At 64.3% G+C, this 14,404-nt stretch carries 18 protein-coding genes; 1 reads left to right on the plus strand and 17 read right to left on the minus strand.

What is annotated here, in order from left to right; genetic code table 11:
• The first annotated feature begins 21 nt into the window (after window positions 1-21).
• A complete protein-coding gene (locus FK527_RS08945; protein WP_144728503.1) occupies window positions 22-717 on the plus strand; it encodes a nuclease-related domain-containing protein in 696 nt (231 codons plus the stop codon).
• Here FK527_RS08945 and FK527_RS08950 read toward each other — a convergent pair.
• From FK527_RS08950 to FK527_RS09030, 17 genes are all read right to left on the minus strand, one after another.
• Window positions 634-1,977, minus strand: a complete 1,344-nt coding sequence (locus FK527_RS08950; RefSeq protein WP_144728501.1) for a site-specific DNA-methyltransferase — start codon at window positions 1,975-1,977, stop codon at window positions 634-636. The genes FK527_RS08945 and FK527_RS08950 overlap by 84 nt on opposite strands.
• Window positions 1,958-3,382, minus strand: a complete 1,425-nt coding sequence (locus FK527_RS08955) for a site-specific DNA-methyltransferase (protein WP_144728499.1) — start codon at window positions 3,380-3,382, stop codon at window positions 1,958-1,960. The genes FK527_RS08950 and FK527_RS08955 overlap by 20 nt, the downstream gene beginning before the upstream one ends.
• The gene (locus FK527_RS17540) at window positions 3,379-3,942 is read right to left on the minus strand and encodes a hypothetical protein (protein ID WP_144728497.1); all 564 of its coding nucleotides are present in this window, start codon (window positions 3,940-3,942) and stop codon (window positions 3,379-3,381) included. Before FK527_RS17540 ends, FK527_RS08955 begins: the two co-directional genes overlap by 4 nt.
• A 187-nt stretch (window positions 3,943-4,129) precedes the next feature.
• Window positions 4,130-4,708 (minus strand): hypothetical protein, encoded by a 579-nt coding sequence (locus FK527_RS08965; protein WP_144728495.1) that lies wholly within the window; start codon window positions 4,706-4,708, stop codon window positions 4,130-4,132.
• Window positions 4,695-4,898, minus strand: coding sequence for a hypothetical protein (locus FK527_RS08970; protein ID WP_144728493.1), 204 nt, complete (start codon window positions 4,896-4,898; stop codon window positions 4,695-4,697). The genes FK527_RS08965 and FK527_RS08970 overlap by 14 nt, the downstream gene beginning before the upstream one ends.
• Before the next feature lie 170 nt (window positions 4,899-5,068).
• Entirely contained in the window at window positions 5,069-5,641 is a 573-nt protein-coding gene (locus FK527_RS08975) for a PIN domain-containing protein (protein WP_144728491.1), read from the minus strand.
• Window positions 5,638-6,102, minus strand: a complete 465-nt coding sequence (locus FK527_RS08980) for a helix-turn-helix domain-containing protein (RefSeq protein WP_144729360.1) — start codon at window positions 6,100-6,102, stop codon at window positions 5,638-5,640. Before FK527_RS08980 ends, FK527_RS08975 begins: the two co-directional genes overlap by 4 nt.
• A 110-nt stretch (window positions 6,103-6,212) precedes the next feature.
• Window positions 6,213-6,803, minus strand: coding sequence for a hypothetical protein (locus FK527_RS08985; protein ID WP_144728489.1), 591 nt, complete (start codon window positions 6,801-6,803; stop codon window positions 6,213-6,215).
• On the minus strand, window positions 6,800-7,168 hold the full coding sequence (locus FK527_RS08990) for a hypothetical protein (protein WP_144728487.1): 369 nt from the start codon (window positions 7,166-7,168) through the stop codon (window positions 6,800-6,802). The genes FK527_RS08985 and FK527_RS08990 overlap by 4 nt, the downstream gene beginning before the upstream one ends.
• Window positions 7,165-7,632: a crossover junction endodeoxyribonuclease RuvC gene (locus FK527_RS08995; protein ID WP_144728485.1), complete on the minus strand. Its 468-nt coding sequence runs from the start codon at window positions 7,630-7,632 to the stop codon at window positions 7,165-7,167. The genes FK527_RS08990 and FK527_RS08995 overlap by 4 nt, the downstream gene beginning before the upstream one ends.
• Window positions 7,629-8,204 carry a hypothetical protein gene (locus FK527_RS09000; protein WP_144728483.1) on the minus strand — a complete coding sequence of 192 codons (576 nt, stop codon included), beginning with the start codon at window positions 8,202-8,204 and terminating at the stop codon, window positions 7,629-7,631. Before FK527_RS09000 ends, FK527_RS08995 begins: the two co-directional genes overlap by 4 nt.
• Window positions 8,201-10,363, minus strand: coding sequence for an AAA family ATPase (locus FK527_RS09005; RefSeq protein WP_144728481.1), 2,163 nt, complete (start codon window positions 10,361-10,363; stop codon window positions 8,201-8,203). The genes FK527_RS09000 and FK527_RS09005 overlap by 4 nt, the downstream gene beginning before the upstream one ends.
• Window positions 10,356-10,868: a hypothetical protein gene (locus tag FK527_RS09010; protein ID WP_144728479.1), complete on the minus strand. Its 513-nt coding sequence runs from the start codon at window positions 10,866-10,868 to the stop codon at window positions 10,356-10,358. Before FK527_RS09010 ends, FK527_RS09005 begins: the two co-directional genes overlap by 8 nt.
• A complete protein-coding gene (locus FK527_RS09015; protein ID WP_144728477.1) occupies window positions 10,865-11,602 on the minus strand; it encodes a hypothetical protein in 738 nt (245 codons plus the stop codon). Before FK527_RS09015 ends, FK527_RS09010 begins: the two co-directional genes overlap by 4 nt.
• Entirely contained in the window at window positions 11,602-12,042 is a 441-nt protein-coding gene (locus FK527_RS09020; protein ID WP_144728475.1) for a DUF6511 domain-containing protein, read from the minus strand. The genes FK527_RS09015 and FK527_RS09020 overlap by 1 nt, the downstream gene beginning before the upstream one ends.
• Window positions 12,039-13,748 carry a DEAD/DEAH box helicase gene (locus FK527_RS09025; protein WP_144728473.1) on the minus strand — a complete coding sequence of 570 codons (1,710 nt, stop codon included), beginning with the start codon at window positions 13,746-13,748 and terminating at the stop codon, window positions 12,039-12,041. The genes FK527_RS09020 and FK527_RS09025 overlap by 4 nt, the downstream gene beginning before the upstream one ends.
• Window positions 13,749-13,763: 15 nt before the next feature.
• Entirely contained in the window at window positions 13,764-14,402 is a 639-nt protein-coding gene (locus FK527_RS09030; protein ID WP_144728471.1) for a hypothetical protein, read from the minus strand.
• Window positions 14,403-14,404: the final 2 nt, after the last annotated feature.

Raw genomic sequence — 14,404 nt, forward strand, 5'->3', positions numbered from 1 at the left:
AAGAAGCAAACGGGAGAGAAGATGTCATTGCTGTCGGTATTCAAAGGCTGGCTGGGGGAAGCGCAGGGAGCGGTGGCGCACACCCTGTTCCTGGACGACAAGATCTATCACTCGATCAACAACGTGACGATTCCGACGGCCAACGGCACCACGCAAATCGATCACGTCATCGTCTCGCGCTTCGGGCTTTTTGTCGTCGAGACCAAGAACATGAAGGGCTGGATCTTCGGCGACGAGCACAGCAAGCAGTGGACCCAGAGCCTCTTCGGCAAAAAGCATCGCTTCCAAAATCCGCTGCACCAGAATTACCGGCACACCAAGGCGCTGGCTGACTTCCTGGGGATCGATCACGACAAACTGCATTCGGTGGTGATGTTCTGGGGTGAGGCTGAACTGAAAACCCCGATGCCGCCAAACGTGATGACCAAGGGCTACGCGACCTACATCAAGAGCAAGCAGACCGTGCTGTTCTCGGATGAGGAAGTCGCCCAGCTGATCGAGGCGCTGCGCACCGGGATGTTGCCCAAGACCTGGGCCACCCGGAACGCGCACATCGCGTCATTGCAGCAGCGCCATAGCAGCACGACAACCTGCCCGAAATGCGGTGGGTCACTGATTCAGCGCACAGCCAAATCAGGCTCCAATGCAGGACGCCCCTTCCTCGGTTGCGCCAACTTCCCCAAGTGCCGCCACACCGCTGCCGTCACTGAGGCGTGACGATTCTCCGGGGTCAGCGCCAACGAGGTCATCGAATCGAACGCCATCGGCCTCACGCACTGCCTGCGCTCCAGCGTAGTCCTGCCACCTGCGAACAATGGTGTCCACGTACTTGGGATCGAGCTCAATCAACCTCGCCTGACGACCAGACTTCTCAGCGGCGATCAGCGTGGTGCCAGAGCCGCCGAAGGGATCGAGTACCACATCACCGGGCCGGCTGGAGTTGCGGATGGCGCGCTCGACCAGTTCCACCGGTTTCATCGTCGGATGCAGGTCGTTCACGCGCGGCTTGTTGAAGTGCCAGACGTCCCCCTGGTCGCGGTCGCCACACCAGTGGCGGGTAGTCCCCTCGGGCCAGCCGTAGAGGATCGGCTCGTACTGGCGCTGGTAGTCCGAGCGGCCCAGCGTGAAGGTGTTCTTGGCCCAGATGATGAAGGTCGACCATTTGCCGCCGGCGGCGCGGAAGGCTGCTTGCAGCGTATCGAGCTCACTGGAGGACATCGCCACATAGACCGCGCCATTGCATCGGGCCAGCGCGGGCTTAAACGCCGCCAGCAGGAAGTCCTGGAATCCGTCCCCAAGGTTGTCGTTCAGGATCGGACGGTTGGTGCCGCGCAGCTTGTCCTTGGCCGTATTGGCATAGTCCACGTTATAGGGTGGATCTTGGAAGATCATCGCCACCCTCTCGCTGCCGAGCAGCGTGTCGTAGCTCGCGTCATCAGTGCTGTCGCCACAGAGCAGCCGGTGCTTGCCCATGATCCAGACATCACCCGGCTTGGACACTGGGGTGACCGGGACCTCGGGAGCAGCATCCTCGTCGGTGTGGCCCTCGGCAGTGGTTTCCTCGCCCGCCATGATCTCCAGCAACTCGGCGGCATCGAAGCCAGTGAGCGCCAGGTCGAAGTCGGCCTCCTGCAGCTCAGCCAGCTCCAGACGCAACAGTTCCTCGTCCCACCCGGCGTTCTCGGCGATCTTGTTGTCGGCGATCACCAGAGCCCGACGCTGGGTCGGGGTGAGATGCTCCAGCACCACCACCGGCACGCTCGCCAACCCCAGCTTGCGCGCCGCCGCCAAACGCCCGTGACCGGCCACGATCACGCCGTCCGACCCGGCCAGTATTGGCGCAGTGAAGCCGAACTCGGCGATGCTCGCCGCGATCTGGGCGATCTGGGCCTCGGAGTGGGTGCGGGCATTTCGGATATAGGGCAACAGGCGCTCGATAGGCCAGTGCTCCAGTTTGTCAGCGAGCCAGGCTTGCATCGGTGTTCTCCAGTCGTTCTGATTCGACCTCGGCAAAGGTCTGTCCGGTGGCCAGCAAGGTCACCGGGATGTCGGGGTGGTTTTGTTGGAAGCGCTTGACCGCCACGTCGGTGTAGGACGGGGCCAGTTCGATGGCGCGGGCCACGCGATTCGTCTTCTGGGCGGCCAAGATCGTGGTACCGGAGCCGCCGAAGGGCTCGAAGACGATGTCACCCGGGTCCGAGTACGCCAGCAAGATGTGCTCGGGCAGGGCCACCGGAAACACCGCCGGATGGTCGATGTCCCGACCGATCTTGCCCTTGTGGCGCATGAGACGGATCACGCTGTCCGGGATGCGGTAGTCCTGAGTGGGCTGCCCGGCATGGGTCCAGCCACCGACTTCACCATCCTTGCCGCGCATCGCCGTGGAACTGCCGTCGGCGCGCAGGTGCGAGTCCTGGCCGGCGTGCTTGCACGGCACGATCTTGTTGGGTTTGCGGCTCTGCCGGTTGAAGTGGAAGACGAACTCGAAGCTGGGTGCGAGGCGCCCGGCCCAGTCACCGGGCATCCCTGGCCCCTGATCCCAGACGTACCAGCCAAAGCGTCGCCAGCCTTGGGTTCGCATCCAGGCGAGCCAGCCGTCCCAATACGGGATCACTTCGTTGTCGCGGTGGATCAGGCCCAGGTTCACCAGCACCTGGCCGTCGTCCGCCATCGGCAGGTTGGCGAAGACGCCGCGCATCAGCGCATCCCAGTCGGCGATGCCCTGGGTGTAGTTGCGCTGCTGACCGTAGGGTGGGCTGGTGAAGCACAGGCCCGCCCGGTCGCCGGCCATCAGGGCAGCGACCACGGACGGATCGGTCGAGTCGCCGCAGATCAGGCGGTGGGCGCCCAGTTGCCAGATGTCACCCGGCTGGCTGACCGGGGTGGCCGGCGCATCCGGGATATCCTCATCTTCGGGTTCGGCAATGGGCGCAGCCTCATCGGCACGTTCGGCATCTTCGATATCGCCGAGCAGGTCGGCCAGTTCCTCATCGCTGAATCCGGTCAATGCCAGATCGAAGCCCGCTGCTGACAGGTCAGCCAACTCGACGGCGAGCAGTTCCTGATCCCACCCGGCCTGCAGCGCCAGTTGGTTGTCGGCCAGGATGTAGGCGCGGCGCTGGGTGGGCGTCAGGTGGTCGAGCACCACCACGGGCACGGCGTCCAGATGGAGCTTTCTGGCGGCGGCTAATCGACCGTGTCCGGCAAGAATTCCGCCGTCTTCCGACACCAAGAGTGGTGCGGTAAAACCAAACTCGACGATGCTGGCGGCGATCTGCGCCACCTGGGCATCGGAGTGGGTGCGGGCATTTCTCTGGTAGGGCTTGAGCCGATCCAGTGGCCACATCTCGATACGGCTGGCCATGGCGGGTGTGACAGTCATCGGGAGAGTTCCTCCAGGGCTTCGCGGATCGCCTCCATCAGCAGGTCTTCCACCACGCGTTGGTCGGGCTGCGCGACCACGGCCGCCACGATCTGCGGGGCGAGCTTGCGAGGGATTTGCTGGATGCGGTCACGCAGCAACCGCGCGAGGTTGAAGTGCTTGACCTTCACCTCGTCGGCGTTGAGCAGCTTGCCCGTGCGTTCTTCGAATTCGAGTTTGGCCAGGCGCGCGGCATAGGCCTCGCGGATGGCGCGGCTGGTCTGGTAATCGGGGGCGGAAATCCGGTTGGTTTCCAGAGGCGGCTGCAACTCGCGGTTGGCAACCGGTGCCGTGGAAACCGGGGTGGAAACAGGTGGGGTTGCCACCTTAGGCGCAGGCTTCTCGGCGCCGGTGTTCAGGTTCTGCGACGGCAGCGTGTTGCGCGCCCACTGGGCGTCGGCCTTGGCAGGGTCAATGGTGCCATCGGGTTCTTTGCTGATGCGCCCGGCCTTGATGGCCTTGGCCACAGCGGTGTGGCTCACGCCACGGTGTTGGGCATAGGCCCGGATGGACAGTCCCATCGCATTCCTCCGGGCCGGGCGGGTCAATCAATCGTCAGGGGTGGATCACCTCGGCGTGGAAACGGGTGGAAACCTGGGTGGCAACTGGCAACCTCTTTTTGTCGCTGGCGCTAGGCAAGCCGGGTGGTTGGCGCGTCCCCCGCTTTTTAGATGGCCCGGGAGGACCCGTCAGATGTGTCAGCCACGATCACTGGGCCTTCGCCAGTTCTTCCCGCAGCGCCCGCTCCATCTGCCGCTGGTACTCACGCAGTGCTACGCTCCTGACCGTCTCGGCCATGCCAAAGCGCGGCTGCACCTTGATCTGGGCCTTGGGCCGCAGCAGGTACAGCGCCAGGATGCGTCGCTCGTCCCGGCGCTCGAACACCATGCCCGCCCGGTAAAACACGGTGGGCTTGTTCTTCACCTGGTCGAGCCACTGGCTCTTGGGGATCACACGGGTCTGCGCCATCTCACGCAACCGCCCGGCCGGGATGGGTCGCGCATCGGGGTGAGAGCCGCCGGTCTCCTGCGCCGCCATGAATCGATCCCGCGACCACACCTCGGCCATCAGCGTGCGGGGCTTGGCAGGTGTGACGCCAATGCCCCGGCTGATCCACGGACGGCGCAGGTTGAAGCGCTCGGGCAGACCGTCACGCACCGCATCACGGGCGTCGAACGCCGTGCGAGTCAGGGCCTTGGCGGCAGCGTTGGGCACGTGCTGCTGGGCGAGATCCGAGAGGTACTCGGTCGCCTTGGCCACATCAGCGGTGAGGTCAAGTTTCAGCATCGGCGGACTTCCGGCGGCGAGGAGTGGCTGGCGCTTCGGTGTTTGAAACAGGCTCGGCAACGATGCCTGCCTGCTGCGCCAGGATCTGTTCGGCGGTGGCTGCATCGACCTCGACCGTCAGACCAGGGACGAACGAACGCGTGCCGCCGTCGCCGGTGATAACCACCGGGCGAGTGATGAGGATTTTCATGGGGGAGTCTCCAGGGTAGGAGAAGATGGGCTGCATGGCGTTAGCCAGGCCCAGAAAGCACAACGCCCACCGGAACGAATCGGGTGGGCGCAGTTATTAGCAGTACGGGATTAATGTACCTTGTGTCCGGACGGGATTCAATGGGGTTTTGGAATCCGTGCAGAAAATTTTCAGAAGGCTGTCTTCCAGTCTTTGAGGATGGACACGGTTTGCGTCAGCCCCTGCTTGAGCAAGATGTCGAGAAACTCGTCAGCGGTCTTGGGTGGTCTTTTCAGGGAGGCCCGCTGCTCAGCCAATGCCTGTAGAACCGATGCGGGGTGCAAGTCGAACAGATCAACGATGAAGTCGTCCGGGTGCTGGGCGTCCAGGTTGTAGCGGTCCAGCGCACCAGACGGGAAATCCTTCAGGTTGAACGTGACGATGGTTTCAGCGCCGCTGTGAATGGCCGCCGCCACCACGTGCCGATCATCAAGGTCGGGCAACTCGATGGCCGCAATCAGGTGCTCGAAGCCTTCGACCAGGCTGTCGCGCACACTCGAATTCATCAGAGTGCGCGTTTTTTCCAGAGCGGCAGGATCGAGCTCGGGGCGCTGCTTGCGGAGATTGCGAATCCACTCGTCGTGGATGGCATCCGACCAGCGCGCACGGAACCGGTCCGTAAGCGCCAGCCGCATCAGCAGATCCCGCAGCGGCGCGGGGTAAAGCACGCAGGCGTCGTAGACGACCGTGAAGTGCGAACTCATTCGTACCCCAGTCCCAATTCTTGCGCCTGCTCGGCCAGTGCATCCAGGGCTTTACGGCGCTCGGCATCGATGCGCTCCTTGTAGGCGATCACATCCTGGTAGCGCACACGGCGGTGAGTGCCCGTCTTGTGGAACGGGATCTCCTTGCTTTCCAGCAGCTTCACCAGGTGCGGGCGCGATACGTTGAGAACATCAGCCGCCTCCTGGGTGGTCAGTTCGGCATGCACCGGGATGATGCTGACCGCGTTGCCCTCACCAATTTCGGTCAGCACATCCACCAGCAGACGCAGTGCCGACATCGGAACGCGCACGGGATGCGCCGTCCCTTTGTCATCGAATATCTCGATCTGCTGGGTTTCAGAGCGCATCTGCAGGTAGGCCGACAGCGCCCGCCCGCTCTCGCGAGCCAGCGCCACCTCTTCGGCCGTAGGCATCGTCTGCGGTAGTTGGGTCGTGGTCATCGTGCTCTCCTTGGTGGCTGTTTCGTGCGCCGGTCTGCGATGATAAACGAAATAAACGACAAACGCAATAAACGAAAGACCCTGACCGTCTTTGGCCAGGGTCTTTGCACTCAAGGCGATAGTCTGGTGGTCAGAGCGCCACGTCCGTGCGGACGTGATCCTGAATGCTCATACCCGTAGTACCGAGCCAGCACGCCGAGTGCCGCGACCAGGATGCCTTTGGCCTCGTTTTTCTCGACTCGCTTGCCGTTCCAGCCATCGCGCAATGCCCAATCGCGGATCGACATCTGCAGCCCGGCCACATACCAGAGCGCCGATCCCGCCGGGCTGCCACTGCCGCCCACGGCATCCAGTGCCTCCCGCACCGAGCGGGCAGCGCCGGCGTTCTTCTCGACCATCATCTGCCCAGGCGCTGTACCACCCGGCAGACCATCGAGCTTGGGACTGGCGACACCGCTGCCAAACGCCCGCGCGAAGTCCTGCGAGAACTGCTGCCCGGCATCGTGCATCGCGCCGGTGATGCTGCCGTTCCTGAGCATCAGCGCCAGCGTGTCCACGGTGCGGTAGTGGTCAACCGGCTTCTGGTCATCGTCCTCCTCGCGCACGTAGCGGATCACACTGCCGTCCGGGCGGATGTGCTCCTCGCCGATGCGTGGCTTCTTCTCGGCACGTGCCTTGGCGCGTTGCGTCTTCTTGGTCATGGCCGTGCCTCCCCGAGTTGCCCGAGGGTCGCCAGCGCGCCGTCGCGGCTGCGTTGCACGGTGACACACCTCGGTGTCGTGGCGATCACCGTCCAGGTCTCACCATCGCCTCGGTCGATCACCTCGCCTTCGGCCCAAGGTGTGCTCTTGCGGGAAGCCGCAGTACGCGCACCGTAGAGCTTGGTGGCGATACCGGACAGAAACGCCCGATCCCACTCATCAAAGATCTCGTCCAGCGGCACAACGACGATGCCTTGTTTGTGCCAGGCCGCCGCACGCATCGCGCGCAGTTCGTCGCTGCTGGCGGGTGACGCTGGCGCCAGGCGCCCGAGGGCGCAGGGGATGGAAGCGGTGCTGGTTCTCATGCCACACCCCCTTGGGCCATCGCCCAGTCCAGCAGCGCCAGCGCATCAGCGTGGTTGTCGTCGACCGGATCAAAGCCGCGCGCCTTGGACGCCGCGATCATCTCCGCCTTGCCGGCGTTGCCCTTGCCGGTGGCGTGCTTCTTGATCGTGCCCACCGGCACACCTTGATACGGGATCTGGTGGTGTTCGCACCAGGCCGTCAGGTGCGCCATGAAGCCGCCGTAGGCATGGGCCGCATCGACACCCGCGTGTTTCCTGACTTCCTCAAACACCACCCAGTTGAGCCCATCGGCACACTGCTTGATGTCGGTGAGCCAGCGCTTGAAGCGCAGGTATCTCATTCCGCCACCTTCGAAGCGCTGCGGCTTGAAGGATTCGCTGCCGCCGCTGATGAGTCCGTCGCGGCTGACCAAGGCCCAGCCGGTGGTCGTGCCCAGGTCCAGGGCCAGAATGCTCGTGTTCATTTCCGACCTCCTCGCCACGCTTTACTGCCTTTGGCCACCGGCACACCCATCCGGTGATGCTGTTCGCAGCGGCGATTGATCGCACTGGCTTTCAGGCCGGTCTTGACGAGGAAGGTGGCACCGCAGTCTGGGCAGTGGCTTTCCCAATGCAACAAGATCGTCGGCTGCCCGTTGGCCTTGGTATGGGGTGTGCAGTCGACCAACACATAGCGCTGGCCTTCAAGCATCAAGACAGTGCCAATTTCAGGGCAGCGGGCAAAGGCAATCCGATGCACAGCCTGGAGCTTTGCAGGACCACGGTTTAACACCAGGGGGGATTTACTCCCCCCCTGGTGTAAACCAGGGGGGTGTTTGCAGTGGTGGTCCTCAAATGCCGTAAGTCCTTGTCGTTGTTGGGTTTTCATGGTCTTGCACATCCTCTGCAGGTCATGAGGACGGTTACTGCACATCCTCTGCAAGCTGTTGATTTCCTTGATAGTTGCGTTTTGGAGGTTTGAAGGCTTGCAAAAAACCTCCGAGCTTTTGCAGCGTTCGGGGCCGTTTTTCAGAGGCGGATGGACGAGGTTTTTCATGGCTGGACGTCCTCCTGATAGACCCACACGTTCGGGTTCTCGACCGGCAGATGCACCCCGGTCTGCGGGCAGACGTAGTGGGTCGGCAGCACCAGAAGATTCGTCTCGGTGACCTCACCGCTGACCGGATCGGGCTCGCCCAGGGGCCGCTTGATGCGCATGTCCTCGACGCACAGGTAGCCGTGTTTGCTGCCTTTGCAGGACGGCAGACCATAGTCCTGGGCGTTGCGGAAGAACTTGATGTAGCCCTGGGCGGCGAGCACCGCGATGCGCTCACTAATGCTGCGCATGCCACCGAGCCCGCCCTTGTTCTCGAAGGTCTTGGCAAAGAGGCTGGAGAGGTAGCAACGCCCGGCGGCTGCCTCATCGAAGATCATCTGCAGGATCACATCGCGCTTGCGCCGGCGCTCCGCATCGAGCTTGGCGCCGTAGTCCTGCATCGCCAGGCGCACGCTGGGGTTGATCTCGCGCCACTCGCCCTCGATCTTGTCGATGTGCTTTTGCGGGATGGCCGCGCCGTTGCGAAGCTCGAAGATCAGGTCGCGCGGCGTGCGGGTCTCGTCGGGACGGAACAGCAGCATCCCGGTCGAGTAGTAGCCGCGCAGACTGCCGGCCCCGGCCAAGGCCTGGAAGGGGTCTTCCTCGAACTGCTTCTTGCCGAGTTTGCGGGTGTGGTGCACCAGGATGATGCCGGCACTGGGATTGACCGCATCGCGCAGACGCTCGACCCGCTGCGACAGGAAGTAGAGCATCGCCGCGTTGTCGTTCTCGCTGGCCTGACCCTCGCCGCCGTCGAAGACGTTGCGGATCGGATCGATGGCGATCACATCCGGCGGTGATCCGTTGAAGGCGCGCTCCATTGCCGGAATCACCTGCGCCAACCCCTCGTCGTTGAGGATCAGGCGCAGCTGCGGTGTGGCCACGAAGTGCGTGCGCGCATCCAGGACGCGGCTGGGCGGCAGCGCAATGCCCTTCACCCGTTCGCGCAGGTAGTGGTACTGCACCTCGGCCTGCAGGTAAAAGACGCGCAGCGGACGGCTCGGGCGCATGCCCAGGAACGCCGCACCACCGGCCATGTGGGTGAGCCAAGACAAGAGGAAATCGCTCTTGCCCACCTTGGGCGCACCGCCAAAGACCAGCATCCCGCCCGGGGTAAGCACGCGCGGCTCGATCAGATCCGGCGGCAGGGGCGAATCGTCATCAAGCAGATGGCCCAGGCTGTAAGTCGGCAAGAGGCTCGGCGCCGCCTTGACGATGCGCCGCTCGCCGGTGTCGAGGAAGGCCTGCACGTCGAACCCTTCCTCCACGGCATCGGCCACATCCCAGCCAGTCGGCCGATCCGTGGGCGGCACCAGGATAGCGACTGACACCGCACCGGCACTGACGCAGGCCCGCGCGGCGGCCTCGGCATAGTCCCAGCCGGGCGCATCGCGATCTGGCCAGATCAGCACGGCCTTGCCCGCCAGCGGACGCCAGTCGGTTTTGTCGATGGGCGCCTTGGCGCCGTTCATCGCCGTGGTGGCGGTGATGCCCATGCGGATCAGGGCGTCGGCGCACTTCTCGCCTTCGACCAGGATCACGCTGTCGGCGCGCGAGACATCGGGCAGGTTGTAGAGCGGCCGGGGATCAGGGGCGCGGCACATGCGGGCGCGTACATCCCAGGGGCGGAACTCCTTCTTGCCGGGCTCCGGGTCGTAGCGATAGACGCAGGCGATCAGCTCGCCCGATGCGCTGAGGTAGTCCCACTTGGCGGTGTGCGGCCCGAGTGCATCAATTGGCACCTCCGAGCGAGTGGGCATCGGCGTGGCCAGCGAGCGGCCCACCAGCCGGGCGGCGGTTTCCATCACGGCAGCGAAGTCGCGCTTGGTGTCGAGTCCGTGGTGGATGGCAATCGCGTCGAAGACGTCACCGCCCTCACCGGTGGCGTGGTCGTGCCACAGACCGGCCTTGTCGCCATCGAGCGCAATCTCCAGGCTATCGCCCGCCTCGCCCTGGATGTTGCCGATCAGGAACTTGTTGCCACGGATCTTGCCGGCCGGAAACAGTGCCATCAGCACCGCTGGAAGCCGCGCCAGCAGTTCACGTTTGAGCTCATCGCGCTGAGCGTTGAGGTCCACAGGACCGCCTGCGGCGGGTGGAATGTCGTTGAAATCAAGCATGGGAAGTTTCTCCAGAAGTGTTCAAAGGGGTGGCCGCGCAGGGGATCGCCGCGCAAGGACCAATGGCGCTGCTGCGCACGGTCTCGTGGCTGGCGGCAATGCCGGGATCAGGGTCTGGGGCCAGGACGTGAGCCTTGATCGGCACCCTCATGGGTACTTTTTGCCAATGCGCCTTCTCGTCGGCGAGGTAGCCGGCCTTGCGTGCCACGAAGCGCACGAAGTCCGGATGCAAGCCGACGAGGTCGCACCACAGGCCAAGGTCATCGCCGAGCACAAAGCGCCGGGCTTCGCGGCGCACGCTTCTGCCCAAGGACAGACAGTCACCGATGGCCCGCGCAATGACAGCAACCACCAGGCGTGACTCGGGTGTCACCAGGAAGGTGTGGCGGTTGAGCATCTTCTCGATGGGATGCACACCGACCAGCGGTTTGGGTGGCGACCAGCGCTCAACCCACACCGTCTGGGTGGCCCGGGCCGGTTTGCGGTGCTGGAAAGCGGTGCTCATGCCACACCTCCCCAGCAGCGCTGCGCGTAGGCACAGAACCGGCACTCGAAGTGATCCGCTTGGGCAAAGCTGCGTGGCAGCAACTCCCCGGCCTCGGTCGCCTGGATGACCCGTACCGCCCGGTCGGACATCTTTTGCGCCAAGGCGGCGTCGAACGGCACCAGCTCGGTGTAGATCTCCATCGAGTCGGCATTCACCGCCGTGAAGATCGCCGGGTTGTCATGCAGACCCAGATAGGTCTGGTAGATGGCAACCTGCGCGGCATAGACCGGTTTCGAGGCAGCCAGACCCTTCTTGGCGAGGTCGTTCCAGGACTTGCTGCCCAGCGCTTTGCACTCCCACAGCGCCGGGTAAGCAAAGCCCTCGGGGCCACCGACGAACACGCCGTCGCAGTGACCTTGCAACTTGCCGTCGGCCACCGAGAAGCCGAACTGCTGCCCGTCCTTGCCTTCGGTCTTCAGGATGAAGCCCGCTGCACGCAGCCAGCCGACCATGGCGTCTTCCAAGCGATGGCCCCGCTCGAAGATGCGCAGGATGCGACCCGAGAAGCCCTTATCCGGATCGACCGGCGCCTGGGCGTACTCGTACTGCAGCTGGCGCTCGCAAGCGACCCCGAGGCGCGAGGCCCCGAGGTACTGCCGGCGTGCCTGCTGTTGCTCGCGCGCCTGCAGCCCGGCATCGATCAAGGCCTCGAAGCGCTCGGAGAAGGTGGTGGTGGAATTGAAGTCCAGCATCACACCCTCCCTGCGGCTGGCAGTGCCGCCGTCGTTTCGTAAGGCTCAAGGCCCCGCACGGCTGGGTATTTGCTCGCCTCGTGGTGCGCGACCATCGTTTCGGTCCAGGCCGTCACGATGGCCTCGATCACCGCCAAGGCTTCCGTCTCGCTGTAGTGACCCAAGGGCTTGTCGAAGCCGATCTCACCAGCCGCCTCGCCGAAGAAGCGCAGGCACTGGCGCATCGCCGCTTGCTCGAATTCAGTCGGATCAACCATGAGCACGTCCTCCAGCTTCGGATCGGTCTTGAGCCAGGCGGTGTAGCGCGCATGGAATGCGTCCTGGCACCGCCGGCTGCAGAACGTCCAGTCCATCGGGTACCGACGTGGTTCGCCCAGCTTGAAGCGGTTGTCGCTGTGGCCCAGGCCACGCGCGTGTCGTGTGCAGATGAGGCATTTCACGCCACCTCCTCGGCAAACATCTCGTGCTGGGCACGGGCAGCACCGGCCCCCATCACCAGACGCTGGATGGCGCGTTTGTTGAACTGGAAGGACATCAGCACCGAGGCCTGGTAGCGCGACAGACCAAAGTCCGTGCGCATCTCAGGCGGCAGGTACTGCAGCTGCTTGTCGGTGGCCGGCTGCTTGAGCCAGTGCCGGCTCTTGTGCGCGGAATCCTCAGACTCATGTTCGTTGAGCCAGTCATCAGCCTTGGCCAGACATACCGTGCGGTCACCTACGGCCAGCAGGTGGGGCCGATAGCCCTTGGCCCCGCCCACGGCGTACCACTGCCCCTCCAGGTAGAAGACGCCACCCCAGGCGTTGAAGCCCGTGGCCATCAGGGTGTCGTCCATGCCGAAGAGATCGCACCACAGGAAGTTCGAGCGACTGAGCAGATCGATCTCGCTCATCACGAAGTCTTCCAGCGGCGTGCGCGTCTTCGCCAGCGGCGTGCGGGGAACATCCTCGGGCCACTCGTAGCCGCACAGCGCACAGGTATCGGCCGAGGCCGGCACCTCGGCACCGCAGTCAGGGCAATCCTTGAAGCGGGGTTCTAGTACTGGCTTACCTTCGAGCTTGGCGGTCTGCTCCAGGCTGCCGTGCATCAAGGTGGCGGTGCCGAAATCCAGCACCACGCAGTCGGTCTTGACCACGCCGGGGAATTCCTCCGGATCGACCGTGCGCAGCCCCCGGCCCACCATCTGGATCAGCGTGGACTTGTAGGAACTGGGGCGCAGCAGCACCACGCAGCTGGTGGGGGTGTAGTCGTAGCCCTCAGTGAGCACCGCGACGTTGACCAATACCTGCACATCGCCAGTTTCATAGGCCGCCAGGCAGGCTTTGCGCTCGGCATCGGGCAGCTCGCCATGGATCAACCCGGCTGGCACACCGGCGGCATTGAAGGCCACGCAGACATCCAGGGCGTGGGCCACCGTCGAGCAGAACACAATGGTCTTGCGACCGGCGGCTTTCTCCTTCCACTGCGCAACCACGGCCTCGTTGATCACCGCCTTGTTGAGGATGCTCGCGACCTCGTTCATGTCGAAGTCGTCGGCGGTGCGGCGCACCTTGCCCAGGGCTTCCTGGGCACCGACGTCCAGAACGAAGGTGCGCGGTGGCACCAGGTGCCCGGCGGCGATCATCTCCCCCAGGGTGATCTGGTCGGCGACGTTGCTGAAGACTTCGCGCAGGCCCGTGCCATCGCCCCGGTTGGGGGTGGCGGTCAGGCCCGCGAGCAGCAGTTTCGGGTTCTTCTGCTGGGCACGCTCGATCACGGCCCGGTAGCTCGGGGAGGTCGCGTGGTGCGCCTCATCGATCACCAAGAGATCCAGGGTCGGGATCTGCTCGAGATTGGCCTTGCGCGACAGGGTCTGCACCATGGCGAAGGTGGCGTGGCCCTGCCACGATTTCTCATTGGCATCGACCACCGAGGTGGTGAGCGTCGGGTTCACCCGCGAGAACTTGGCGCGGTTTTGCCCGGTGAGCTCGGTACGGTGCGCAAGAATGCAGGCCTTGGCATCGGGCTCGGTCAGCACCCGGCCGGTGACGGCCGAGAGCATGATGGTCTTGCCCGACCCGGTCGGGGCGACAGCCAGCGTGTTGCCGTGCTGACCGAGCGCCGCCAGCGTGCGCTCGACCAGTTGGGTTTGTCGGGGACGCAGCATCATGGTGATGGCCTCCCCTTACTGTGCCCAGGCGGGTTTGCCGCCAGGGACGCTGGAGGATGCCGGACGCGCTGCAGGCGCAGGCGGGGTGTAGCCCGGTGCAGCAACGGCCGCCGGTGCACCGGACTGGCCACCGCCCGGATTGCCCCTGGGTGCCACGCCCATGATCGCGGCGTAGTCCTTGTGATCGGGCTCGATCACCGACTTGATGGTGTTCTTATCCTCGCCCCGGCCGTCTTTCTCGATGTCGAAGCGGGCGACGAACTCCAGGCCTTCGAGGTCACCGAAGCCGCTGATGCGACGCGCGGCCTGGGCCTGCGGACTGTTGTCGCCGGGGTGGATGTTGCGGGCGCTATTCAAGGCCGCGCGCACGAAGGTGCGGCCCATGTTTCCCCAGGTCGGGCCCTTGGCCGAATACAGGCCAATGTTCCACCACACCTTGCGGCGGGCGAACGGGCCTTCCATCACCACGCCCTCGCAGGCGAGATAGACGGCCCCCGTGTCATGGGACTGGGTCGCCCAGCCACCGGTCCAGCCCTGACTCGGGTCGTCGAAGCCGCCCGGCTTGATGCTCATGCGTACCCGGGCCAGCGTGCCCTTGGGGATCAGATCGAACGATTGCTGTTGGTCGGCGGTGTTGAAGTCAAAGAAACTCATGG

This window comes from Extensimonas perlucida (assembly GCF_007655255.1).
Classification (GTDB): domain Bacteria; phylum Pseudomonadota; class Gammaproteobacteria; order Burkholderiales; family Burkholderiaceae_C; genus Extensimonas; species Extensimonas perlucida.